The following is a 23,140-nucleotide window of genomic DNA, read 5'->3' on the forward strand; positions in this document are numbered from 1 at the left end:
CGCTCCATGCTGCGTCCACAGGTCGATCCGGTCGTCGAGGCGGTGCCGAGGGGCATGCGCATCGCCGGAGCGTTCTCGTGGCGCTTCCTCGTGGTGGTGGCTGCCCTCGCCGTCGTCGTCGCCCTCGTGGTCCTGCTGCAGGACATCCTCGTGCCGTTCCTGGTCGGGCTGCTCGTCTGCGCACTGCTCGCCCCCTTCTCGGCGTTCCTGCAACGTCACCGGTGGCCGAAGTGGCTCGCCGTGCTCACGGCCTGCATCTCGGTCGTGGTCGTCCTCGGTGTCCTGGCGCTCGTCGTGACGGCGCAGATCCGCTACGACCTGCCGACGCTCGAGCGTCGACTGACGAGCAACGTGCAGACCTTCCAGACCCTGCTCGCGTCCGAGCCGTTCGGCATCACCTCGGCGCAGGTCACGAAGTACCTGGCGGAGGCGACGAAGTTCCTGCAGACCCACGTCGCGTCGATCCTGTCCGGGGCCGCCGAGGCGGGCAGCGGGCTGGTGCACGCGCTCGAGGGGCTGTTCATCGTGGTGTTCACGACGATCTTCGTGCTCATCGACGGCCGCCGGATCTGGTCGTGGGTGGTGCGGATCTTCCCGCGACGCTCGCGCGGACGCATCGACGCCGCGGGTCAGGCGGGGTGGAAGACCCTCACCAGCTTCATCCGCGTGCAGCTCGTCGTCGCGGTGACGGACGCACTCGGCATCGTCATCGGCGCGCTCGCGCTCGGCCTCCCGCTCGCCGTCCCGATCGGCGTGATCGTGTTCTTCGGCGCGTTCGTCCCGGTGGTCGGGGCGATCGTCGCCGGCATCGTCGCCGTGCTCATCGCGCTGGTCTTCAACGGACTGGTGCCGGCGCTGGTCATGCTCGCCGTGGTGGTGGTGGTCCAGCAGCTCGAGAGCCACGTGCTGCACCCGTTCCTGACCGGCTCGGCCGTCCGGGTGCACCCGCTCGGCGTCGTGCTCGGTGTGACCGCGGGCACCACGATCGCCGGCGTCGTCGGAGCCTTCTTCGCCGTGCCGTTCATCGCGACGGTGAACGCGATGGTGCACGCCGCGGCCGACTGGCGCCCGGGCGAGGACCCCTCGGCGACACCGGCCGCCGAGGACTCAGACGACCGCGAGGTCGATCACGGCGGCGTCCAGTCGTAGCCGTCGACCCACCAGCAGGTGTACAGCCAGACGAACTGCAGACCGAGACAGACCGCGACCACCAGCACCCGGTAGCCCGACGACCGCGGGAGGGCCACGATGCCGAGGAGCGGCGCGATCGGCAGCAGGATGCGCCAGGTGCTCGACTGCGGGAAGAACACGGCGAGCAGGTAGACGACGTAGGCCACGCCCCACAACCGCAGCTCGAGGCCGACGCGCCGCACAGCGGGGTGCGCGACGAACACCGCGAACCCGACGAGCGCCACGGCGAGCAGGATCGCCCCCGCCGGCTGCCCGAACCACCAGCCGGCGCCCTGGATCCACGGCGCGAACGGGACGAGTTCCCGCCACCCGATGTACGACGACCGCCAGGCGAGCTCGGTGTCGGTGTACGCCTTCGGGACCCCGGTCACCGCCCACGCGATCGCCGGCCAGGCGAGTCCGACGAGCCCCGAGACCGAACCCACGACGAGTGGCGGCAGAGCGGTGCGCAGGGTCGGCCGCTCCACCTCGCGCACCCATGACGGCCGGATCGTCCAGGCGGCCAGGAACAGCACCACGAGGAACGCGAACGCGAGCCCGGTCGGTCGGGTCATCCCGAGCAGCAGCACGACCGGCAGCATCGTCCACCAGCGGCGGTCGACCATCAGCAGCAGGGCGACCAGGAGCAGGAAGAGCCCCATCGCCTCGGCGTAGGCGACCTGGAACACGGCGGACACCGGCGCGACGCAGAACAGCACCGTGGCGAACGTCGCCCGGCCGTCGTCGAGGAAGCGGCCCATCAGCCGTCGGAACACCAGCGCAGCGCCCCACCCGGCGACCAGCGACACGGTGACCGCGACGGCCTCGAACGACGCCCCGGTCAGCACCATCAGCCCTCGGACGAGGAACGGGTACGCGGGCATGAACGCCCACGCGTTCTCGGTGACGTGACCCGCGGCGTCCACCGGCAGGGTCGACGGGTACCCGTTCGACGCGATCACCCGGTACCAGGCGCCGTCCCAGATGGATGCGAAGGACAGGTACGACGGACGCGCACCGGTGAACGAGTTGGCGGTCTGCACACCGGCGAAGGCCAGGAGCATCGCCCCCGTCACGAGCCGCGCGACCACGTAGACGACGGTGACCCGGACCCACCAGGGCACGAGCCGGTAGCGCGCGCGCCAGCGGCCGGCGCCGTGGAGCCCCGCGACGGTGCGCGCGGGGCCGGTGGTCACGCCGTCAGCCACCGACGCAGGCCGTCCTCGACCGCGGTGATCTGGTCGACGGGGACCTGCTCGTCGTCGTGGTGGGCGAAGACCGGCTCGCCGGGACCGTAGTTGACCGCCGGGACCCCGAGCGCCGAGAAGCGGGCGACGTCGGTCCACCCGTACTTCGGACGCGGGGCCGGGCCGCCGACCGCTGCGACGAACTGCTGCGCGAGCGGCGCGTCGAGCCCGGGGCGGGCGCCGGCGGCGAGGTCGACGATCTGCACGTCGTACCCGGCGAACAGCTCTCGGATGTGCGCGACCGCCTCGTCCGCGCTGCGCGACGGCGCGAAGCGGTAGTTCACGTGCACCATGGCCTCGTCCGGGATGACGTTGCCGGCGATGCCGCCGGTGATGCCCACGGCGTTGAGCCCCTCACGGTACTCGAGCCCGTCGACCGTCACGGTGCGCGGCTCGTACGCCGCGAGCGTCGCCAGGATCGGTGCGGTCTTGTGGATCGCGTTGTCGCCGATCCAGCTGCGTGCGCTGTGGGAGCGCTTGCCGGAGGTCCGGACCTCGGCGCGGAGGTTGCCGTTGCACCCACCCTCGATCTGGGCGCCCGACGGCTCGCCGAGGATCGCGAAGTCGCCCGCGAGCAGCTCGGGACGGGTCCGCGCCAGCCGACCGAGGCCGTTCAGGGAGTCGCTGACCTCCTCGTGGTCGTAGAACACCCACGTGACGTCGACGTTCGGCTCGGTCAGGTCGTGCGCGAGCTTCAGCTGCACGGCGCACCCGGCCTTCATGTCGACCGTGCCGCGACCCCAGAGGATCTCGGTGCCGTCGTCCGCGGTCCGGAACTCGGTCGGCAGGTTGCCGTTGAGCGGCACCGTGTCGATGTGCCCGGCGATCACGACCCGGCGCTCGCGACCGAGCTGCGTGCGTGCCACGATCGCATCGCCGTCGCGCACGACGTCGAGGTGGGGCAGCGACGACAGCGCCGCCTCGATCGCGTCGGCGAGGGGTCCTTCGTTCCCCGACACCGACTCGATGTCGCAGACGGCGCGCGTGATGTCGATGGACGAGGCGGTGAGGTCGAGCTGCTCCGGCATGCGGTCAGCGTACCGGCCGCTTCCCTCAGCGGACGGTGAGGCGACCACCGGTGGACGGTGCCGATCCGTCCACAGCACCTTTGCCTCCAGGCCGGCCTGGTCGCGTCACCGACGTTCTCCACAGACCGTCTCCCCGGACGGGTCGCCGACCGGCCCGCTCGCTACCCTGGTGGCGTGACCGACGCGACCGCTGCCACCGACCGACCCACGCACGCCTGGGGCCACGGCCTCGCGACGATCGCCGCCGACGGCGCCGTCCTCGACACCTGGTACCCCGAGACGCACCTCGGTGCGCGTCCGGCCGACGCGGTGTTCCCGCCCGAGCTCGAGGCGCACGTCGGCGACGACCCCCGGCGCGAGGTCCGGATCGAGGCGGTGACGACCGAGATCGTCATCGACGACGCACCGACCAGCACGCCCGATGCGTACCTGCGGCTGCACCTGCTCAGCCACCTGCACGTCCGGCCGAACACCGTCTCGCTCGACGGCGTCTTCGGTCACCTGCCGATCGTCGCCTGGACCAACGCCGGCCCGGTGCACCCGGACGCCCTCGTCCGCCTTCGTCCGGTCCTGCAGCGTGCGGGCATCGCGGTGCACGCGGTCGACAAGTTCCCCCGCCTGCTCGACTACGTCGTGCCGGACCGGGTGCGCATCGGCGACGCCAACCGGGTGCGGCTGGGCGCACACCTGGCTCCCGGCACGACCGTCATGCACGAGGGCTTCGTGAACTTCAACGCCGGCACGCTCGGTGACGCCATGATCGAGGGTCGGGTGTCGCAGGGGGTCGTCGTCGGAGACGGCACCGACATCGGTGGGGGTGCGTCGATCATGGGGACCCTGTCCGGCGGCGGGACGCACCGGGTGTCGCTGGGCGAGCGGGCGCTCCTCGGGGCGAACGCCGGCCTCGGCATCTCGCTCGGGGACGACTCCGTGATCGAGGCCGGACTCTACGTGACGGCCGGCACCAAGGTCGTCCTGGTGGGTGTCGCACCGAACCCGGACGGCACGCCGCGCACCGTGAAGGCCGCAGAGCTGTCGGGCGTGCCGAACGTGCTGTTCCGGCGCAACTCGCTCTCCGGTGCGGTCGAGGCCCTGCAGCGCCAGGGCCAGGGCATCCAGCTCAACACGGCGCTGCACGCGTAGCGCGGCTCCCGACGAGAGACGGCATGGGGGCGACGATCGCGGGGCCGCACGGACCGGTGCCCGTCCGGCGGTACGGACGCCCGGGCGGACCCACCCTGGTCTGGTTGCACGGGGGCGGGTTCTTCCGCGGTGGCCTCGACCAACCGGAGTCGCACGCCGTCGCCACCGCGCTGGCCGCCCACGGGCTCGCCGTCGTGACCGTCGACTACCGCCTCGCTCCGCTGCCCGGGCTGCCCTGGGTCGGACGCCGCGGAGCTCGGCCCCGGGCGCGGTGGCCCCACGCGCACGACGAGGTGCTCGCGGTGGTCCGACACACGAGGGCGCACACCGACGGGCCGCTGCTGCTCGGTGGGGCGAGCGCGGGGGCGTGCCTCGCGTCCGCCGCGACGCTCGGCCTGCTCGATGCCGGCGACCCGCCGGAGGGCGTCGTCCTCGCGTACGGCTTCCACCACGCCCGACTCCCCCGCGACCGCGCCGTGCAGCGCACCGTCCGCGGACACCGCCGTGTGACGCACGCCCCGTGGGCCCTCGACGTCGCGAACCGGAACGCGGTGCCCCGGACGGCACTCGGGCAGCGGACCGCGTTCGCCGGCGGACAGGACCTGACCGGCTTCCCGCCCGCCTTCGTCGTCGACGCCGCGTCCGACGCGATGCGGGCGTCGGGCGAGCGGTTCGCTGCCGAGCTCGTCTCGGCGGGCACGTCGGTGGAGCGACACGTCCTGCCCGATCGGCACGCCTTCCTGAACCGACCGGGCACGCCCGCGTTCCGTGCTGCCGTCGACCTGCTCGGGACCTGGGCGACGGGCCGATTCCCGGCGGCGGCGCACCGCGCCTGCTGAACGCCGCTCCCGAGCGCCGCTCCTGAGCGCCGCGAGGAGTTCGCCGCGAGCCGGGTGACGCCGCCGGGGACCGACGGACCCCGGGCGCACTCACGGAACCGGGCGCACCCAGCAGAACCGGGCGTACCCAGCAGAACCGGGCGCACCCAGCAGAACCGGGCGCACCCAGCAGAACCGGGCGCACCCAGCAGAACCGGGCGCACCCAGCAGAACCGGGCGCACCCAGCAGAACCGGGCGCACCCAGCAGAACCGGGCGTACCTGATCCGCAGGATCGACCAGGTACGCCCGGTTCCGCCTGCCATGGCACGCGTGTTGGGAAGGAACGGGTGCGCCGGACGGAAGGCGCGGTGCCAGCCCACACCGCGCCTCCCGTCCGGCGCGCGCGCACTTGCCCTCAGGTCACCGAGCGGGCAGGACACGCCGCGCGTCTCCTGCCGAGCGGGCAGGAACCGTCGCCGGACGACGTCGCGCGTGACAGGAATGGTCCGCTCGCGGGCCCCGCCCGTCGAGCGTGACGGAGAAGGCCCGCTCGCGGGACGCGAGCGGGCCTCTCGGACCGTGTCAAGTGGACCGGGGCCGGACGTCAGCGAGCGGGCAGGTCCCGCTCCGGGTGCCCCACGTAGAGCTGCTGCGGGCGACCGATCTTGTTGAGCGGGTCGTTGTTGAGCTCACGCCACTGGGCGATCCACCCCGGCAGACGCCCGATGGCGAACAACACCGTGAACATGCGCGGCGGGAAGCCCATCGCCCGGTAGATGATGCCCGTGTAGAAGTCGACGTTCGGGTAGAGCTTGCGGCTGACGAAGTACTCGTCCTCGAGCGCGATCTGCTCGAGCTCCATCGCGATGTCGAGCAGGTCGTCCTGCACCCCGAGCGACTGCAGCACCTCGTGCGCGGACTCCTTCACGAGCTTCGCGCGCGGGTCGTAGTTCTTGTAGACGCGGTGCCCGAAGCCCATGAGCTTCACCCCGCGCTCCTTGTTCTTCACCCGCTCGACGAAGCGCGACACCGGCTCACCGGAGTCCTTGATCTGCTGCAGCATCTCGAGCACGGCCTCGTTCGCGCCACCGTGCAGCGGCCCGTACAGCGCGTTGATGCCGGCGGAGATCGACGCGAACATGTTCGCCTTCGTCGAGCCGACCAGGCGCACGGTCGAGGTGGAGGCGTTCTGCTCGTGGTCCTCGTGCAGGATGAGGAGCCGCTCGAGCGCCTTCGACAGCACCGGGTTCGGCTCGTACGGCTCGGCCATCGTGCCGAAGTTCAGCCGGAGGAAGTTGTCGACGAACGACAGCTTGTTGTCCGGGTAGAGGAACGCCTGCCCGATCGCCTTCTTGTGCGCGTAGGCGGCGATGACCGGGAGCTTCGCGAGGAGCCGGACGGTCTGCAGCTCGACCTTCTCGGGGTCGTCGACGTCCATGTCGTCCTCGTAGTACGTGGACAGTGCGCTCACGGCGCTCGACAGCACCGACATCGGGTGCGCCGAGTGCGGCAGTGCGTCGAAGAGGCGGCGGAGGTCCTCGTGCAGCAGCGTGTGCCGACGGATGCGGGCGTCGAAGTCGTCGAGCTCGTCCTTCGTGGGGAGCTCGCCGTAGATGAGGAGCCACGCGACCTCGAGGTACGTGCACCCCGATGCGACCTGGTCGATCGGGTACCCGCGGTAGCGCAGGATCCCCTGGTCGCCGTCGATGTACGTGATGGCGCTCTTGGTCGCGCCGGTGTTGACGAAGCCGTAGTCGAGCGTGTTCAGCCCGGTCTGCTTCTTCAGCGAGGAGATGTCGATGGCGGACGCGCCGTCGACGCTCGGCAGGATCGGGAACTCCGCCGTGCCACCCGGGAACGTCAGTGTCGCCGTCTCCGTCGACTCCGCGGCGGCGGGGCTCACGGGGACGGGCGTGGTGGGCGGTGTGGCCGTCTTCTGAGCGTCGTTGGCAGTGTCAGTCACGACGACAGCCTAACTGCGCCGACTGTCGGTCGTGCACCACCGGAAGGCGGAGATCTGGTGGATTCCACGGATTGTGCGGGGAGCGCACAGCGGTCCCAACCCTCGTCACGACCGGGAGGCGCGGCCCACCTCGATCAGGACGCGGCCAGTCTCCGGGTGCTCGCCAGCCGCTGCGCCGCGGCCGCGATCCGGTCGTCGGTCGCGGTGAGCGCCACCCGGACGTGCTCCGCCCCGGCGGGCCCGTAGAAGGTGCCTGGTGCGACGAGGATGCCCCGTTCCGCCAGCCAGCCGACCGTGTCGAGCGCGGGCTCGCCGCGGGTCGCCCAGAGGTAGAGCCCGGCCTCGCTGTTGTCGATCCGGAAGCCCGCCCCTTCGAGTGCCCGTCGGAGCATGTTCCGACGGGCCCGGTAGCGGGCCTTCTGCTGCTGCACGTGCGTGTCGTCGGCGAGGGCCACGATCATCGCGTCCTGGACCGGCAGCGGCGGCATCATGCCGGTGTGCTTCCGGACCGCCAGCACGTCGGCCAGGATCGCGGCGTCCCCCGCGACGAAGGCAGCACGGTACCCGGCGAGGTTCGACTGCTTCGACAGCGAGTACACGCTGAGCACGCCGTCCACCCGATCGCCCACGACCTGCGGGTCGAGGATCGAGGGTGTCGGCGACGCGTCGTACGGCGGCTCCCACCCGAGCTCGGCGTAGCACTCGTCACCGACGATCACGGCGCCGAGCTCCCGCGCCCGTGCGACCGCGGCGCGCAGCTGTTCGACGGACAGCACGCGACCGTCCGGGTTGCCGGGCGAGTTCAGCCACACGAGCTTCGTGCTCTCCGGCCATGCGGCGGGGTCGTCCGATGCCAGCGCGTCGGCCCGAACGAGCGCGGCTCCGAGCTCGTAGGTCGGGTACGCGGCCTCCGGGAACACGACGGTGTCCCCCGGGCCGATCCCGAGCCAGAGCGCGAGCCCGGCGATGAACTCCTTCGAGCCGATGGTCGGGAGCACCTGCTCGGGCGTCAGCGTGATGCCCTGCCGACGGCCGTACCAGTCGGCGATCGCCTCGCGCAGCGCGGGCGTGCCGGCGACCTGCGGGTAGGCGTGCGCGTCGGTCGCACCCGCCAGGGCCCGTCGGACGACCTCGGGGGTCGGGTCGACGGGCGAACCGACGCTGAGGTCGACGATGCCGCCCTCGTACGCCGCTGCGCGCTGCTTGAACGGGACGAGCTGGTCCCAGGGGAAGTCGGGGAGGTCGAGCGCCACGGAGCGGTCCGGGGTCAGCCGCGCGGGGGCTGGGCCGTGATGACGGGGTGGTCCTTGTGGATCACACCGACCTTGGCAGCACCGCCGGGCGAACCGACCTCGTCGAAGAACTCGACGTTGGCCTTGTAGTAGTCGGCCCACTCGTCCGGCAGGTCGTCCTCGTAGTAGATCGCCTCGACCGGGCAGACCGGCTCGCACGCACCACAGTCGACGCACTCGTCGGGGTGGATGTACAGCGACCGGTCACCCTCGTAGATGCAGTCGACCGGGCATTCGTCGATGCAGGCGCGGTCCTTGACGTCGACACAGGGCTGGGCGATCACGTAGGTCACGGTGCGGGTGCTCCCTTCGGACTGAGCGTGGTCGAGTCTACTCGCGGCGCCCGGGAGCCCCGGACCGCGCGGTGTCCGTGGACGATGCGGCAGCCGTCCCGGCCCCGGCTCCGGACGCCGACGCCGCCGCGGCGCGGGCTCGCAGCCCCGACAGGTCGGGCCAGGCGAGGGCGAACGCCGCGATCGCCGCCGGCGCGAAGGTCCAGACGTAGCCGGCGAGGTTCGCGAGCACCAGCGGGGACGACTGCCCGCCGACGCTCACGAGCACCTGCGTCGCGACGATGATCCCGATGCCGGCCGCTGCGACCATCGCCCGCGAGCGGTACAGGAGGCGCAGTCCCACCACGAGTCCGAGCACGATGAGCGTCGTCAGGACCATGCCGACCGGGAAGCCCGCGAGCCGCTGCTGGTGCGTGACGGTCCCGAGTGCTCCGACGACGAGCCCGGCGACCGCCGCGACGACGACCGCCGTCACCTTCCCCTGACGGGTGAGCTCGGCGAAGGTCTCGGGAGCGTGGGGCACCGGGTCGGCGTCGTGCCGGAACGCCTCGACCGCGGGGGCCTCCTGCCGGACGCCGTGGGGCATCACCCAGGTCAGGCGCTGCGGGTCCGTCGGGTCCACGGGGTCGATGGCGACCTGCGACCGGTACTGCTCGACGGCGGCGCGGACCTTCGCCCGGACGGGGACGACGTCGACGGTCAGGTCGACCTCGTCCGACGTCGGGTCGACGATCATCGAGAAGGGGACCTCCTCTGCCCGGGCCGCGTACCGGGCAGCGTGGTGCACCCGCACGTGGTCCGGGTGGCCGTACCCGCCGTCGTCGGCGTAGCTGACCACCGCGTCGGCGCCGGTGGAGCGGATCGCCGCGCGCACGTCGTCGACGACCTCGCCCAGGTCCGCCGCGGTGAGCGAGTCGGCCGGGGCGTCGTCGGCGGCCGTCGCGCGTCCGTCCGGTCCCCACTGCATGCCGGAGTCGCTGTACCGCCGCTCGGGCAGGTCGGTGGGACGTGCTCCCCGGCCGCCGAGCCACAGGTGTGCCGGACCGCCGAGCGCGGCCAGCGCGGCGGCGATCTCGGTCTCGCGGTGTGCCGCGACACGGGGGCCGTCACCGAAGAGCGGCGCCAGGGCCTCGGTGAGCATCTCGCCGCGCTCGCCCCGCGTGGCGGTGAGCACCGTCACCTCGGCGCCGAGCTCGAGCAGGGTGGCGATGGTGCCGCCGGACGACAGGGTCTCGTCGTCGGGATGGGCGTGCACGAACAGGACGCGCTCGGGACGCGGTGCGGGAGCCTTGGACATCGCGTCCCAGGGTACTTCGCTAGCGGGGCGTGACGATGTACGTCGCGGTGACGCCGTCCGACGACTCGGACACCGTCAGCACCACGCGGTACGCGTCGCTGCGGAACATCCCGAACGCGCTCGACGTGTCCGCACGCTTCGCGGACTCGGTGTACCCGGCGGCAGCGAGCTGCTCGGCGGCCGCCGCGAAGTCGTCGACCGAGGCCACGCGGACCTGCACCACCCAGCCGGAACCGTTCGGCCCGGCCCCACCGCCGAGCACGGTGCCGTCGACGAGCGGGACGTCGGGGGTCGGGAAGCCGTCCGGCACCCTGCCGTCGCTCGTCACGCCCGTGCCCGACAGTGCCGCGTCGAGGGCGCCGTCGATGCCGCCCGCGACCGAGGCCATGCCGTCCCGCACAGCCTTGCCGTCGATGCCCTGCACGGTCTCGCTGACGTTCGAGGCGACCGACGAGCCGAGGTCGGTCGCCTGGCGCACCGCGTCGGCGGAGCAGCCGGTCAGGCCCGCGAGGGCGATCCCCGCGGTCACGGCGGCGATGAGGGTCCGGGTCGTGCGCATGCGGACACCCTAGGTGGACTGCCGGGAGGCGCGGCGTGCGTTCCCTGGGAAGTCTCCCGTCCGCCGCGCCGCCGGTCAGGACAGGTAGGTGCGGGCGGCTGCCGTCAGGGCGTCGACGCCGACCGGGATCGCCGTCTCGGCCTGCGGCGCGTAGAACGGCGAGTGGTTGCTCGGGATCTCCTCGCCGCGGCGGAACAGCTCCGGATCGGTGATGCCGGTGAACCAGTACACGAGCGGCACCCCCGCCGCGGTGGCGAGCTGGCCGACGTCCTCCGACGCCATCGCCAGCCCGATCTCCAGGTCGCGCGCACCGGGCACGACGGGACGGATCGCCTCGAGCACGCGCTTCGCCGCCTCGGGGTCGTTCACGGTCACCTCGGCACCCGGGGCACGCTCGATGGTCGGCGCGGCGAGGCCGCCCGCCTCGCTCTCGGCCCGCACGATGCGCTCGATCGAGGCGATGATCCGCTCGCGGGTCTCCTCGTTCCGAGCGCGCGTCGAGATCTCGATGACGGCCTGGTCCGGGATAATGTTCGGCCGGGTCCCGGCGTGGAAGGCGCCGACGGTGACGACGCCGGCGTCGGACGGCGAGACCTCGCGGGAGACGACCGTCTGCAACCGCACGACGGCGCTCGCGGCGGTGACGATCGGGTCGAGCGAGGCCTGCGGCGCCGAACCGTGCGCGCCGCGGCCGTTGAACGTGACCGTCAGCCGGTCGCTCGACGCCATGACCGGTCCGCTGCCGACCGCGACGATCCCGACCGGCGCGGGGGCGGAGTGCTGCCCCAGCACGACCTCCGGCTGCGGGAAGCGCTCGACCAGGCCGTCCTCGATCATCGCGCGGGCACCGGAGATCACCTCTTCTGCGGGCTGGAAGACGGCGACCACCGTGCCGTGCCACGCGTCACGGGTGTCGACGAGGCGCTCGAGGGTCCCGAGCAGCCACGTGACGTGGATGTCGTGTCCGCAGGCGTGCATCGTCGGGACCTCGACGCCCTCGTCGTCGCGGCCGGTGTGGGTGCTCGCGTAGGACAGCCCCGTGCGCTCCTGCACGGGCAGGCCGTCGATGTCGGCGCGGAGCCACACGACCGGCCCGTCGCCGTTCGCCAGGACGCCCACGACGCCCGTGCCGCCGACGCCCGTGGTGACCTCGATCCCACCGATCTCGGCCAGTCGGTCGGCGATCACACCGGCGGTGCGGTGCTCCTGGAAGCCGAGCTCCGGGTGGGCGTGCAGGTCCTGGTACAGGGAGAGGAGATCGAGGGTCACCCGTCCACCGTAACCCCGGAGCCGGAGGGCGCGGACGCCGACGGCCCGGCCACCTCGACGAGGTGACCGGGCCGTCGGACGGAGGCAGTGCCTCCAGGCTGTCGCGGAGTTACGCGTCCTGGCGCTTCAGGCGGGCGTACGCGCGCTGACGGGCCTGCGCGTCGAGCTCGACCTTGCGGATGCGCACGTTGTCGGGGGTGACCTCGACGCACTCGTCCTCGCGCGCGAACTCCAGGCACTCCTCGAGGGAGAGCTGGCGCGACGGCGTCATCGACTCGAAGGAGTCGGCGTTCGCCGAACGCATGTTCGTGAGCTTCTTCTCCTTCGTGATGTTCACGTCCATGTCGTCGGCGCGCGAGTTCTCGCCGATGACCATGCCCTCGTAGACCTCCTCCGTCGGGTTGACGAAGAACGTCATGCGCTCCTGCAGGTTCGTGATGGCGAACGGCGTCACGACACCGGCGCGGTCGGAGACGATCGAGCCGTTGATGCGGGTCTGGATCGGGCCCGCCCAGTCGTCGTAGCCGTGCGAGATCGCGTTCGCGATGCCCGTGCCACGGGTCTCGGTGAGGAACGACGTGCGGAAGCCGATGAGGCCACGCGACGGCACGATGAACTCCATGCGGATCCAGCCGGTGCCGTGGTTCGTCATGTTCTCCATGCGACCCTTGCGCGCGGCCATGAGCTGCGTGATCGCGCCGAGGTGCTCCTCCGGCGTGTCGATCGTCATGTGCTCGTAGGGCTCCTGGAGCTTGCCGTTCTCGTCACGCTTCGTGACGACCTGCGGCTTGCCCACGGTGAGCTCGAAGCCCTCGCGGCGCATCTGCTCGACCAGGATGGCGAGCGCCAGCTCACCACGACCCTGGACCTCCCAGGTGTCCGGACGGCCGATGTCCTGCACCTTGAGCGACACGTTGCCGATGAGCTCGCGGTCCAGGCGGTCCTTGACCATGCGCGCGGTCAGCTTGTGGCCCTTGACCTTGCCGACGAGCGGGCTCGTGTTGGTCCCGATGGTCATCGAGATGGCGGGGTCGTCGACCGTGATGGTCGGCAGCGGGCGGACGTCCTCGGGGTCGGACAGCGTCTCACCGATGGTGATGGTGTCGAAGCCGGCGACGGCGACGATGTCACCGGGGCCCGCGGACTCGGCCGGGAAGCGGTCGAGTGCCTTCGTGATGAGCAGCTCGGTGATGCGGGCGTTCGCGACGGTGCCGTCGTGCTTGACCCACGCGACCGTCTGCCCCTTCTTCATCGTGCCGTGGAAGATGCGGAGCAGCGCGAGGCGGCCGAGGAACGGCGAGGCGTCGAGGTTGGTGACGTGCGCCTGCAGCGGGTGCTCGTCGTCGTACGTCGGCGCCGGGACGTGCTGCAGGATCGCCTCGAACAGCGGCTCGAGGTCGTCGTTGTCGGGCAGCTCGCCGTCGTTCGGCTTGTTGCGGCTCGCGGCGCCGGCACGACCGGACGCGTAGACGACCGGGACGTCGAGGATCGCGTCGAGGTCGAGGTCGTCGACCTCGTCCGACAGGTCCGAGGCCAGGCCGAGGAGCAGGTCCTGCGACTCGGAGACGACCTCGTCGATGCGGGAGTCCGGGCGGTCCGTCTTGTTGACGAGCAGGATCACCGGGAGCTTCGCGGCGAGCGCCTTGCGCAGCACGAAGCGGGTCTGGGGCAGCGGGCCCTCGGACGCGTCGACGAGCAGCACGACACCGTCGACCATGGAGAGGCCGCGCTCGACCTCACCACCGAAGTCGGCGTGGCCGGGGGTGTCGATCACGTTGATCGTGATGCGGCCACCCGGGTTGAACTGCTCGGCGTGCTCCCCGTTGTAGAGCACCGAGGTGTTCTTCGCGAGGATGGTGATGCCCTTCTCGCGCTCGAGGTCGTTCGAGTCCATCATCCGGTCTTCGCCCTCGAAGTGGGCGTCGAACGAGTTGGTCTGCGTGAGCATCGCGTCGACGAGGGTGGTCTTGCCGTGGTCGACGTGTGCCACGATGGCGACGTTGCGCAGGTCGGACCGGGTGGCGAGCGCCATACAGGACATCCTTCAAGTGTTCGGAGAAGATCGGGCGGCCGACGGCGGCTCTCGCGCCGTGGTGGCACTGCCCGGGGGTGGGCTGGAACGCCCGACACGCCAGTCTACCGGTAGTTCGCAACCCTGAGGAGTACAGCGCATGACCCGACGGCGGACGTGGACCGAGATCACGATCGTCCTCATGCTCTCACTGGGCGGCAGCGCGCTGTACTCGGTGCTGCAGATCATCGACGACCTGTCCCAGACGACCCCGCTCGGGCAGCAGTCCACCGCGCTCAACACTTCGACGACGACCGTGCAGTACGTCGACCTCGCGCGGCAGCTCGTCGGCATCGCGGTCGACCTGGCCCCGGTCGCGCTGGTCTGCTACCTCCTCTGGAGCGCGAGGCGCCCGCACCTCCACCGGCTCGGCATCGACCGCTTCCGGGCGCGGCCGGACCTCGGCGGTGCAGCCCTCATCGCGCTCGGCATCGGCGTCCCCGGACTCGCGCTCTACTTCGCCGGTCGCGCACTCGGCTTCACGGTGGACGTCGACCCGGCGGCGCTGAACACCTACTGGTGGACGATCCCCGTCCTGCTGCTCTCGGCCGTCCGGTCCGGGCTGCAGGAGGAGGTCATCGTCATCGGGTACCTGTACGAGCGGCTCGGCGGGCTCGGGTGGGGGCGGTGGCAGGTCATCCTGTCGACCGCGGTCCTGCGCGGGAGCTACCACCTGTACCAGGGGTTCGGGGCGTTCGTGGGGAACGCGATGATGGGCATCGTGTTCGGGTGGATCTACACGAGGTGGGGGCGGCTGCTCCCGCTCGTCATCACGCACTGCCTGCTCGACGCCGTCGTCTTCGTGGGCTACCCCTTCGTCGCCCAGGCGTTCCCGGGACTGTTCCGGTGAGCGGGTGCGTCGCCGAAGCGAGACGCCGGCGTGCCCGTCAGACGGAGGCATCGACGCGAGACGCCGCAGGATCCTGCGGCGTCTCGACGTGACGAGACCGTCTCACGGCAGGACGGGCCCGACGTGGGCCGGTGACGGACGGGAGGCGCGGTACCGACCGGCACCGCGCCTTCCGTCCGTCGGCTGGTCACGCGACCAGCTGCGGCACCTGCTCCGGGTAGTGGCACGCCGCACGGTGGTCGCGCTCCGCGCCGGCGCGCGGCGCCTTCTCGGGCACCTCGTCGCGGCACCGCGCCTGCTGCGCCTCGGGCAGCATCGCGTAGAGCGGGCAGCGCGAGCGGAACCGGCAGCCGGTCGGGCGCTCGGTCGGGCTGGGCGGGTCCCCCGGCAGCAGGATCGTCCGCCGTGCGCGCTCCACGACGGGATCCGGCACCGGGACCGCCGACATGAGCGCAGCCGTGTACGGGTGCATCGGGCGCTCGAAGACCTCGTCGACCGCACCCTCCTCGACGGTGCGGCCCAGGTACATCACGCTCACCCGGTCCGCGACGTGCCGGATCACCGACAGGTCGTGCGACACGAACAGGTACGACAACCCGAGTCGTGCCTTGAGGTCGGCGAGCAGGTTGAGCACCCCGGCCTGGATCGACACGTCGAGCGCGGAGACCGGCTCGTCGAGCACGATGAGCTCCGGCTCGGTCGCGAGCGCCCGAGCGATCGAGATGCGCTGCCGCTGCCCGCCGGAGAACTCGTGCGGGTAGCGGTCGGCCTCGGCGGCACGGAGCCCCACGAGCCCGAGGAGCTCCGGCACCCGCTCGGCGATGCGGTCCGACGCGGCGCCGATGGCCCGGAGCGGTTCGGCGACGACGTCGTACACGGACATGCGCGGGTCGAGGCTCGCTGCGGGGTCCTGGAACACCATCGAGATGCGCTGCCGCAGCTGCTTCGACGCCGTGACCGGCTGTCCGAAGAGCTCGACCGTGCCGTGCTCGGGCCGCTCGAGGTCCATCAGCTGGTGCAGGGTCGTCGACTTGCCGGACCCCGACTCCCCGACCAGCCCGAGCGTCTCGCCCGTGCGGATGTCGAGGTCGACGCCGTCCACCGCGTAGACCTCGCCGACCTTGCGCTTGAACACCGATCCCTTGACGAGCGGGAACGTCTTCGTCAGCCCCTCGACCTGGACGACGGCGGGGCGCTGCTCGCGGGCGGCGGGTGTGGTGACCGCGACGCCGGTGTCCGGGATCTCGGGCAGCCGGAAGATCGCGCCGGCGTCGGCGTGGGCCTCGGCGACCTCCTCGTACCGGTGGCAGGCGACCGCGTGCGGCACCGAGGTGTCGACCGGCCCTTCTCCGGGGACACCGGCCGCCACGTCGACCGCGGCGAGCGGCGGTTCCGACCCACGGCAGACGGCGGCGGCGAGCGGGCACCGGTCGGCGAACGGGCAGGCGTCGGGCAGCCCGATGAGCGACGGCGGCGACCCGGGGATCGGGACCAGCGGCTCGCCGCTCGACTCGTCGAGCCGGGGCAGCGCGCCGATGAGGCCGATCGTGTAGGGCATGCGTGGTCGGGCGAACAGCTCGTCCGCACTCGCGGTCTCGACGATCCGCCCGGCGTACATCACGGCGATGCGGTCGGCGATGCCGGCGATCACCCCGAGGTCGTGGCTGACGAACACCAGGGCGGCACCGGTCTCGCGCTGCGCGGTGCGGAGCACGTCGATGATCTGGGCCTGGATCGTCACGTCCAGTGCCGTGGTCGGTTCGTCGGCCAGGATCACGTCCGGGTCGTTCGCCATGGCCATCGCGATCATCGCGCGCTGCCGCATGCCACCGGAGAACTCGTGCGGGAAGGCGTCCACGCGCTGCGCGGCCTGCGGGATGCCGACGAGCTCGAGCAGCTCGATCGCCCGGGCGCGTGCGTCCTGCTTCGAGGCACCCCGGTGCACGCGGACGGTCTCGGCGATCTGCTCACCGATCGTGTACACGGGCGTGAAGGCGGACAGCGGGTCCTGGAAGACCATGGCGACCTTGGCTCCGCGCAGCTTGCTCAGCTGCTTGTCGCTGCGGCCGAGGAGCTCCTGCCCCTCGAGCGCGATCGACCCCGTGACCTTCGTGGTCTCCGGCAGCAGTCCGAGGATCGCCATGCTCGTGACGGACTTGCCCGAACCGGACTCGCCGACGATGCCGAGGACCTCGCCCCGCCGGAGCTCGAGGTCGACCCCCCGAACGGCGTGCACGACGCCGCGCGGGGTCGGGAACCGGACGTCGAGGTCGCGGACGCGGAGCAGCGGTTCGGTCGTGGTGGTCGTCGTGGTGGTGGTGCTCATGCGCCGGCCCCTGCCTGCGTGGTGATGGTCGCGGCGTCGACCGCGGCCTGGTTCTGGTCGCGCTTCCGACCGCTCCGCTTCTGCTTCTTGCCCGTCGCCGACGTCGGGTCGAGCGCGTCGCGCAGCCCGTCGCCGAGCAGGTTCGCCGCGATGGCGAAGACCACGAGCGCACCGGCCGCGAAGAAGAACAGCCACGGGCTGGTGAGCGCGGCGTCCTGGTTCTGCGCGATGAGCGTGCCCAGCGAGACGTCCGGTGCCTGCACGCCGAAGCCGAAGTAGCTGAGACTCGTCTCGGACAACACCGCGGCGCCGACCTGGATCGTGCCGTCGATGATGAGGAAGGACGCCACGTTCGGCAGGATGTGCCGGACGATGATCCGGAACGGTCCGATGCCCATGTACCGGGCGGCGCGCACGAACTCGCGCTCCTTCACCGACAGCGTCATCGAGCGGACGACCCTGGCGGTGATCATCCAGCCGAAGCCCGCGATGAGGGCGACCAGGACGATCCAGCCCGAGTTCTGGATGCGTGGGCTGATGATCGCGATGATGAGGAACGACGGCAGCACGAGCAGCATGTCGACGAAGAACATCACGATCCGGTCGACCCAGCCGCCGAAGTACCCGGCCGCGGCACCCGTCAGGGCAGCGATCGCCGTCGAGAACACCGCGACGAGCAGGCCGATGAGCAGGCTCTTCTGCATCCCCCGCGCGGTCTGCGCGAAGACGTCCTGCCCGATGCCGTTCGTGCCGAACCAGTGCGTCCCGCTCGGCGGCTGCGAGAACGCGGTGTAGTCGATCTGCGAGTAGCCGTACGGGCTCACGAGCGGCCCGATGAACGCGAAGGCGAAGAGCAGCACGATCACGACGAGGCCGATCCCGGCCCCGCGGTTCATGAAGGTGCGGACGACGGTCTGCACGAAGCGGTTGCGCTGCTTCCCGCCGGGCTTCGGGCTGCCGGGCAACGGTGTGTCGGACCGACCGACGGTCGTGCCGTCGACGGGTTCGATCCGGGTGTCGGTCATGTCAGTTCCTCCGCACGCGGGGATCGAGGACGGCGGTGAGGGTGTCCGCGAGGAACCCGGCGATGAGCACCATCACCGACGCGAACAGCGAGTACGCCGTGACCGCGTTCACGTCGTTGTTGTTCACCGAGTCGATGAACCACGCACCGAGGCCGTTCCACCCGAAGATCTTCTCGGTGAAGATCGCCCCGGTCAGGATGCCCAGGAAGCCGTAGGCGAAGAGGGTCGTCATCGGGAGGAGCGCCGTCCGGAGCCCGTGCTTGAACGTCGCCTGCCGTTTCGTCAGGCCCTTCGCGCGCGCGGTCCGCAGGAAGTCCGAACCGAGCACGTCGAGCATCGTCGCCCGCTGGTACCGGCTGTAGATCGCGATGAGCCCGAGTGCGATCGAGATCGTCGGCAGGAGCAGGTGCACGCCGCGGTCGAAGAACAGGTCGATCCAGCTCCCGCTGAGCCCCGGGGTGGCCTCACCGGTGAAGTTGATGAGCTGGGTCCCGGTGTCCTGGTTGAGCTTCGTCGCCCCGATCTTCAGGAACACGGCCGTCAGGAACACCGGTGTCGAGATGAGCACGATCGAGATGATCGCGCTCACCCGGTCCGAGATCCGGTACTGCCGGACGGCGTTCCAGACGCCGAGCAGCACCCCGAGCAGGATGCCGACGATCGTGCCCACCAGCAGCAGGCGGAGACTCACCCCCAGGCGCGGCCAGAACTGGTCGGTCACGGGGCGGTCCTGGATCGTCCGCCCCATGTCTCCCTGCACGACGTCGCCGAGCCAGTGCCCGTACCGCACGACGATCGGCGTCTTGTCGTTGACACCGATGTCGTCGAGCTTCTTGTCGATGGTGGCCGCAGGCGGGGCCGGGTTGCGCTCTGCGTAGACGGATCGGGGGCTGAACGTCGCCGAGGCCAGGAAGTACGTCAGCGAGGTGGCGAGGAACACGAGCACGACGTAGTACACGAGTCGACGCGCCAGGAAGCGGGTCATGCGGAACACCATACGACCCGATTTGTTTCCGGGAGATCACATCCCGCCACTCCCCGCGTAACGAATTGGTGTTTGCAACAGAACGGGTCGACTGCCCCCGCGCGGGGGCCGTATGGTGATCCACAACTTCACGAGGGGAAGACCATGAAGCACAGGAAAGTCCTGGCGTTGACGGCGGCACTCGCCGGCTTCGCTCTCGTCGCCACCGGCTGCTCGAACGGATCCAACGGTGGGTCCGGCAGCGGCTCCGACGACTCGGGCAAGAAGACCCTGCCCACCTCGGCCCAGATCAACGAGCAGCCCGTCTCGGACCTGCAGGACGGCGGCACGCTCCGCCTGCCGATCTCGCAGTGGATCACCCAGTGGAACTACAACCAGGTCGACGGCGCCCTGGTCGACGCCTCCACGATCGAACAGGCGACGATGCCGTTCATCTACGTGATCGACGGCAAGGGCGCCCCGCAGCTCGACACCGACTACGTCTCCAAGGCCGAGGCGACGAGCGACGACCCGCTCACGATCGAGTACGAGATCAACCCGAAGGCGAAGTGGAACGACGGGTCCCCCATCACGTGGAAGGACTTCGAGAACGAGTGGAAGGCCCTGAACGGGACGAACCCGGACTACCTGGTCGGGTCGACCACCGGGTACGAGGACATCGCCTCGGTGACGAAGGGGTCGTCCGACCAGGACGTCAAGGTCGTCTTCGACAAGCCGTTCTCCGACTGGAAGTCGCTCTTCACCCCGCTCTACCCGGCCAGCCAGACCGGAACCCCCGAGCAGTTCAACGAGGCGTACAAGGGCAAGGTCCCGGTCTCCTCGGGCCCGTACAAGGTGTCCGAGCTCGACGAGACCGCCGGCACCGTGACGATCGTCCCCGACGAGAACTGGTGGGGTGACAAGCCGAAGCTCGACCAGGTCATCTTCCGGTCGCTCGACGGCAACGCGGACGTCGACGCCTACCTCAACAAGGAGATCGACTCGGTCCTGACGACGACCTCGGAACGGTTCGACCGCGTCAAGGACGCCAAGAACTCGAAGGTCTACGCCTCGACCTCGGCGCAGTACACGCACGTCGACTTCTCGTCCAAGGGCATCCTCAAGGACAAGCAGCTCCGACTCGCGATCCAGCACGCGGTGAACCGGGAAGCGCTGGCGCAGGTCATCGGCGGGACCCTGCCGTACAAGCTCGGCACGCTCGACAACCACGTCTTCCTGTCGACCGACGACGGCTACGAGGCGAACACCGACCCGAACGGCACCTTCGACGTCGAGAAGGCGAAGAAGATCCTCGACGACGACGGCTGGAAGACCGACGGCCAATACCGCAAGAAGGGCGGAAAGACGCTCTCGCTGTCCATCACGATCCCGTCGGGTGCGACCTCGTCGCAGAAGCTCTCCGAGGTGATGCAGCAGCAGCTCAAGGACGTCGGCATCGAGCTGAAGCTCAAGTCCGTCGCGGTGGACGACTTCTTCGAGCAGTACGTCACGCCGGGCAACTACGACATGACGATCTTCGTCTGGGGCGGCACCGGTTTCCACTCCAGCAGCGCGTCGATCTACCAAACCGGCGACACCGGTCAGAACTACGGCCGCATCGGTGACGACGCGATCGACAAGCTCATCGCGCAGGCGGTCGCCGAGCCGGACACCGAGAAGGCGAACGCGATCTGGAACAAGGTCGACAAGCAGGTCTGGGCGATCGGGCACTCGATGCCGATCACCGCGAAGCCTGCCCTCGTCGCGCAGAACCCGAAGCTCGCCAACTACGGCGCGTTCGCGGGCGCGCAGAACATCGACTGGACCAAGGTCGGGTTCACCAAGTAGCAGCACGACACCAGGACGGGCCCGGTCGCACCACGCGACCGGGCCCGTTCCCTGTCCTACTGTGAGGGCATGAGCATCCCCGAGCCGGGCGACACCGCGCCCGACTTCTCCCTGCCCGGACTCGTCGTCCGGAACGGCACCCGCACGGACGACGAGTACGCCCTGTCCGCGGTCATCGGCCGTCCGCTCGTCCTCGCCTTCTACCCCGGCGACGCCACGCCCGTGTGCACGGCCCAGCTCTGCAGCTACCAGGAGGAGCTCGACGAGTTCACCGACCTCGGGGCCGTCGTCTGGGGTGTCAGCCCGCAGGCACTGGACTCGCACGAGGACTTCGCCCGCGGTGCGTCCCTCACCTTCCCGCTGCTGAGCGACACCGGCGGCGACGTCGCGCGGGCCTACGGCGTCCGTGCGCCGGGCATCGGCCTCCGCCGCTCGGTCTTCGTCATCGATGCCGACGGCATCGTCCGCTGGCGCCACGTCGGGCTCGTCGGCCTGCGCTTCCCGAAGGCCGACACCATCCGCGAGCAGGTCGAACGACTCGTCTGACCGCGCGGGACGGACCAGCGTTCCTGAAGATCGGGCACCGGGTGTTGACACCCGGGTGTGGCGGTGCTGACCATGGACGGACGAGGTCCGCAACGGACCCGCCTCTCCGGGGAACCGGGTCGTCCGGCGGTACGCGCAGGTGTGTCACACCCGCTCCCGGACGTCCCCGGGGAGGCGCTCTCGACCCCGCCCACTCCCCTACGATGGCCTGGATGAGCACCGTCGTCGCGCCCCGGATGCGCCTGTTCGCCGTCGTCCTGTGGGTCGTCGCGGTCGTGCTGGTGCCGCTCGCGCTCCTGACCGGCGGCAACCCGTTGCTCGTCCCCGTCCCGAGCATCTTCACCGCGTTCATCGCGTGGGCCGTGCTCTGGCGCCCGCGGTTCGAGCTCACGGAGGAGACGCTGACGATCGTCGACGTCCGCCGCACGAGCACCTACCCCTGGCGCCGCGTGCAGGAGGTCCGCACGAAGTACGGCATCGAGGTGGTCACGACCGAGGGCGTCCGCCGCACCTGGCTCGCGACGCGGCCGACCGCCGCGCTCGGGATCCGTCGGCCGGGCGACGGCGCGACGACGGCCGCCGACGTCCGGGAGGTCGCGGACGTCCTCCGCGCGCACGTGCCGGCGCCGGTCGTGCAGGACGGACCGCCGCCGGCGACCGTCGAGGCCGCGACCATCGTCCACCGCGTGCACGGGTGGACGGTCACGGCGATGATCGTGCTCGGTGTCGCCGCGTCGATGGCGGGCGCACAGCTCTAGACGAGCACGCAACGGCCCGGAGGCGCGTGGCGGGACCGCGTCGAGCCTCCGGATCATCCCGTCGGCGGACGGGAGGCGCGTGGCGGGACCGCGCAGAGCCTCCCGACCGCCCCGTGGTGCGTCAGACCGCCAGCGCGCCCGCGGAGACCAGCAGCAGGACCGCGACCGCCGCCCCGGTCACGACGGCGGGACGGTCCCACCCGCGGCGGACGTCGCTGTCGGGTGCCCCGGCCGCGCGGCGTGCGCGCCAGCGCTGGCGGATCGTCCGCAGCTCCTCCGGCTCCTGCGGCACGGACAGCTGCCCACGACGGACCGGACGCGACCCGCGGATCGACGGCCCGCCGCGGCAGGTGACGGAGCGCCCGTCGGCGGTCTGCACCACGATCTGCCAGCGCAGCCGGACGTCGGTGACGGCAGCCCACGGGACGCGGGTGGTGCGCATCGGGTTCACGACCGTGAGCGCGTCGTCGTCGAGCCGCACCGACGGCCGGACGGTGAGCAGCCAGAGCGCCCACACGATCGCGGCGACCGGGCCGACCGCGACCCAGACGACGTCCCAACTCCCCCGTACCGCGGCGTCGGCGAGCAGGAACACCCCCAGGACGACGACGAGGCCGGACGCCACCGCCCCTCCGCGACCTGCGCGGAGGTTGACGGGACGTCCGGCCTCG

Annotated in this window: 20 protein-coding genes; 7 read left to right on the forward strand and 13 right to left on the reverse strand. The window is 71.0% G+C overall.

Annotated elements, in window-relative coordinates:
• Nucleotides 1-6: 6 nt before the first annotated feature.
• Nucleotides 7-1,149 carry an AI-2E family transporter gene (locus Q9R28_RS09350; RefSeq protein WP_158407733.1) on the forward strand — a complete coding sequence of 381 codons (1,143 nt, stop codon included), beginning with the start codon at nucleotides 7-9 and terminating at the stop codon, nucleotides 1,147-1,149.
• On the opposite strand, the gene Q9R28_RS09355 is transcribed toward Q9R28_RS09350, so the two are convergent.
• Complete coding sequence (locus Q9R28_RS09355; RefSeq protein ID WP_311205950.1) at nucleotides 1,128-2,366, reverse strand: hypothetical protein; 1,239 nt, start codon at nucleotides 2,364-2,366, stop codon at nucleotides 1,128-1,130. The two genes, Q9R28_RS09350 and Q9R28_RS09355, sit on opposite strands and share 22 nt — an antisense overlap.
• Nucleotides 2,363-3,445 carry a succinyl-diaminopimelate desuccinylase gene (gene dapE, locus Q9R28_RS09360; RefSeq protein ID WP_066657851.1) on the reverse strand — a complete coding sequence of 361 codons (1,083 nt, stop codon included), beginning with the start codon at nucleotides 3,443-3,445 and terminating at the stop codon, nucleotides 2,363-2,365. The genes Q9R28_RS09355 and dapE overlap by 4 nt, the downstream gene beginning before the upstream one ends.
• A gap of 174 nt (nucleotides 3,446-3,619) precedes the next feature.
• Here dapE and dapD point away from each other — a divergent pair, with 174 nt between their 5' ends.
• Nucleotides 3,620-4,588 carry a 2,3,4,5-tetrahydropyridine-2,6-dicarboxylate N-succinyltransferase gene (dapD, locus tag Q9R28_RS09365; RefSeq protein ID WP_311205951.1) on the forward strand — a complete coding sequence of 323 codons (969 nt, stop codon included), beginning with the start codon at nucleotides 3,620-3,622 and terminating at the stop codon, nucleotides 4,586-4,588.
• A 23-nt stretch (nucleotides 4,589-4,611) separates the two neighbouring features.
• Nucleotides 4,612-5,427, forward strand: coding sequence for an alpha/beta hydrolase fold domain-containing protein (locus Q9R28_RS09370; RefSeq protein WP_311205952.1), 816 nt, complete (start codon nucleotides 4,612-4,614; stop codon nucleotides 5,425-5,427).
• Between the two features lie 585 nt (nucleotides 5,428-6,012).
• Here Q9R28_RS09370 and Q9R28_RS09375 read toward each other — a convergent pair.
• The 7 genes from Q9R28_RS09375 to typA all read right to left on the reverse strand — a co-directional run bounded on the left by Q9R28_RS09375 (nucleotide 6,013) and on the right by typA (nucleotide 14,113).
• Nucleotides 6,013-7,311: a citrate synthase gene (locus Q9R28_RS09375; protein ID WP_081984701.1), complete on the reverse strand. Its 1,299-nt coding sequence runs from the start codon at nucleotides 7,309-7,311 to the stop codon at nucleotides 6,013-6,015.
• Nucleotides 7,312-7,505: 194 nt separating this feature from the next.
• Complete coding sequence (dapC, locus tag Q9R28_RS09380; protein WP_311205953.1) at nucleotides 7,506-8,624, reverse strand: succinyldiaminopimelate transaminase; 1,119 nt, start codon at nucleotides 8,622-8,624, stop codon at nucleotides 7,506-7,508.
• A gap of 14 nt (nucleotides 8,625-8,638) precedes the next feature.
• Entirely contained in the window at nucleotides 8,639-8,956 is a 318-nt protein-coding gene (gene fdxA, locus Q9R28_RS09385; protein ID WP_066652836.1) for a ferredoxin, read from the reverse strand.
• A gap of 37 nt (nucleotides 8,957-8,993) precedes the next feature.
• Nucleotides 8,994-10,253, reverse strand: a complete 1,260-nt coding sequence (locus Q9R28_RS09390; protein ID WP_311205954.1) for a PIG-L family deacetylase — start codon at nucleotides 10,251-10,253, stop codon at nucleotides 8,994-8,996.
• A 19-nt stretch (nucleotides 10,254-10,272) separates the two neighbouring features.
• The gene (locus Q9R28_RS09395) at nucleotides 10,273-10,812 is read right to left on the reverse strand and encodes a hypothetical protein (protein WP_311205955.1); all 540 of its coding nucleotides are present in this window, start codon (nucleotides 10,810-10,812) and stop codon (nucleotides 10,273-10,275) included.
• Between the two features lie 75 nt (nucleotides 10,813-10,887).
• On the reverse strand, nucleotides 10,888-12,081 hold the full coding sequence (locus tag Q9R28_RS09400) for an amidohydrolase (protein WP_066652826.1): 1,194 nt from the start codon (nucleotides 12,079-12,081) through the stop codon (nucleotides 10,888-10,890).
• A gap of 109 nt (nucleotides 12,082-12,190) precedes the next feature.
• Nucleotides 12,191-14,113, reverse strand: coding sequence for a translational GTPase TypA (gene typA / locus Q9R28_RS09405; protein ID WP_066652823.1), 1,923 nt, complete (start codon nucleotides 14,111-14,113; stop codon nucleotides 12,191-12,193).
• Between the two features lie 139 nt (nucleotides 14,114-14,252).
• On the opposite strand from typA, the gene Q9R28_RS09410 reads away from it, so the two are divergent.
• Nucleotides 14,253-15,002: a CPBP family intramembrane glutamic endopeptidase gene (locus Q9R28_RS09410; RefSeq protein WP_311205956.1), complete on the forward strand. Its 750-nt coding sequence runs from the start codon at nucleotides 14,253-14,255 to the stop codon at nucleotides 15,000-15,002.
• 187 nt (nucleotides 15,003-15,189) lie between these two features.
• On the opposite strand, the gene Q9R28_RS09415 is transcribed toward Q9R28_RS09410, so the two are convergent.
• The 3 genes from Q9R28_RS09415 to Q9R28_RS09425 are packed head-to-tail and all read right to left on the reverse strand — an operon-like array spanning nucleotide 15,190 to nucleotide 19,338.
• The gene (locus Q9R28_RS09415; protein WP_311205957.1) at nucleotides 15,190-17,328 is read right to left on the reverse strand and encodes an ABC transporter ATP-binding protein; all 2,139 of its coding nucleotides are present in this window, start codon (nucleotides 17,326-17,328) and stop codon (nucleotides 15,190-15,192) included.
• Nucleotides 17,325-18,353: an ABC transporter permease gene (locus Q9R28_RS09420; RefSeq protein WP_251154701.1), complete on the reverse strand. Its 1,029-nt coding sequence runs from the start codon at nucleotides 18,351-18,353 to the stop codon at nucleotides 17,325-17,327. The genes Q9R28_RS09415 and Q9R28_RS09420 overlap by 4 nt, the downstream gene beginning before the upstream one ends.
• 1 nt (nucleotide 18,354) lies before the next feature.
• Nucleotides 18,355-19,338, reverse strand: coding sequence for an ABC transporter permease (locus Q9R28_RS09425; RefSeq protein WP_251154700.1), 984 nt, complete (start codon nucleotides 19,336-19,338; stop codon nucleotides 18,355-18,357).
• Between the two features lie 144 nt (nucleotides 19,339-19,482).
• On the opposite strand from Q9R28_RS09425, the gene Q9R28_RS09430 reads away from it, so the two are divergent.
• The 3 genes from Q9R28_RS09430 to Q9R28_RS09440 all read left to right on the forward strand — a co-directional run bounded on the left by Q9R28_RS09430 (nucleotide 19,483) and on the right by Q9R28_RS09440 (nucleotide 22,469).
• A complete protein-coding gene (locus tag Q9R28_RS09430; protein WP_251154699.1) occupies nucleotides 19,483-21,165 on the forward strand; it encodes an ABC transporter family substrate-binding protein in 1,683 nt (560 codons plus the stop codon).
• Nucleotides 21,166-21,234: 69 nt separating this feature from the next.
• Complete coding sequence (locus Q9R28_RS09435) at nucleotides 21,235-21,711, forward strand: peroxiredoxin (RefSeq protein ID WP_251154698.1); 477 nt, start codon at nucleotides 21,235-21,237, stop codon at nucleotides 21,709-21,711.
• Nucleotides 21,712-21,923: 212 nt separating this feature from the next.
• The gene (locus Q9R28_RS09440) at nucleotides 21,924-22,469 is read left to right on the forward strand and encodes a PH domain-containing protein (protein ID WP_158407732.1); all 546 of its coding nucleotides are present in this window, start codon (nucleotides 21,924-21,926) and stop codon (nucleotides 22,467-22,469) included.
• Between the two features lie 121 nt (nucleotides 22,470-22,590).
• On the opposite strand, the gene Q9R28_RS09445 is transcribed toward Q9R28_RS09440, so the two are convergent.
• The gene (locus Q9R28_RS09445; RefSeq protein WP_066652794.1) at nucleotides 22,591-23,094 is read right to left on the reverse strand and encodes a PH domain-containing protein; all 504 of its coding nucleotides are present in this window, start codon (nucleotides 23,092-23,094) and stop codon (nucleotides 22,591-22,593) included.
• Between the last annotated feature and the right edge of the window lie 46 nt (nucleotides 23,095-23,140).

This window comes from Curtobacterium sp. BRD11 (assembly GCF_031844345.1).
Classification (GTDB): Bacteria; Actinomycetota; Actinomycetes; order Actinomycetales; family Microbacteriaceae; genus Curtobacterium.

Bases quoted from the DNA above. Each gene is read 5' to 3' on its own strand.
- Q9R28_RS09350 (WP_158407733.1), top strand. From the start codon at position 7: ATGCTGCGTCCACAGGTCGATCCGGTCGTCGAGGCGGTGCCGAGGGGC.
- dapE (WP_066657851.1), bottom strand. From the start codon at position 3,445: ATGCCGGAGCAGCTCGACCTCACCGCCTCGTCCATCGACATCACGCGC.
- Q9R28_RS09370 (WP_311205952.1), top strand. From the start codon at position 4,612: ATGGGGGCGACGATCGCGGGGCCGCACGGACCGGTGCCCGTCCGGCGG.
- Q9R28_RS09390 (WP_311205954.1), bottom strand. From the start codon at position 10,253: ATGTCCAAGGCTCCCGCACCGCGTCCCGAGCGCGTCCTGTTCGTGCAC.
- Q9R28_RS09395 (WP_311205955.1), bottom strand. From the start codon at position 10,812: ATGCGCACGACCCGGACCCTCATCGCCGCCGTGACCGCGGGGATCGCC.
- typA (WP_066652823.1), bottom strand. From the start codon at position 14,113: ATGGCGCTCGCCACCCGGTCCGACCTGCGCAACGTCGCCATCGTGGCA.
- Q9R28_RS09410 (WP_311205956.1), top strand. From the start codon at position 14,253: ATGACCCGACGGCGGACGTGGACCGAGATCACGATCGTCCTCATGCTC.
- Q9R28_RS09415 (WP_311205957.1), bottom strand. From the start codon at position 17,328: ATGAGCACCACCACCACGACGACCACCACGACCGAACCGCTGCTCCGC.
- Q9R28_RS09420 (WP_251154701.1), bottom strand. From the start codon at position 18,353: ATGACCGACACCCGGATCGAACCCGTCGACGGCACGACCGTCGGTCGG.
- Q9R28_RS09425 (WP_251154700.1), bottom strand. From the start codon at position 19,338: ATGACCCGCTTCCTGGCGCGTCGACTCGTGTACTACGTCGTGCTCGTG.
- Q9R28_RS09430 (WP_251154699.1), top strand. From the start codon at position 19,483: ATGAAGCACAGGAAAGTCCTGGCGTTGACGGCGGCACTCGCCGGCTTC.
- Q9R28_RS09435 (WP_251154698.1), top strand. From the start codon at position 21,235: ATGAGCATCCCCGAGCCGGGCGACACCGCGCCCGACTTCTCCCTGCCC.
- Q9R28_RS09440 (WP_158407732.1), top strand. From the start codon at position 21,924: ATGAGCACCGTCGTCGCGCCCCGGATGCGCCTGTTCGCCGTCGTCCTG.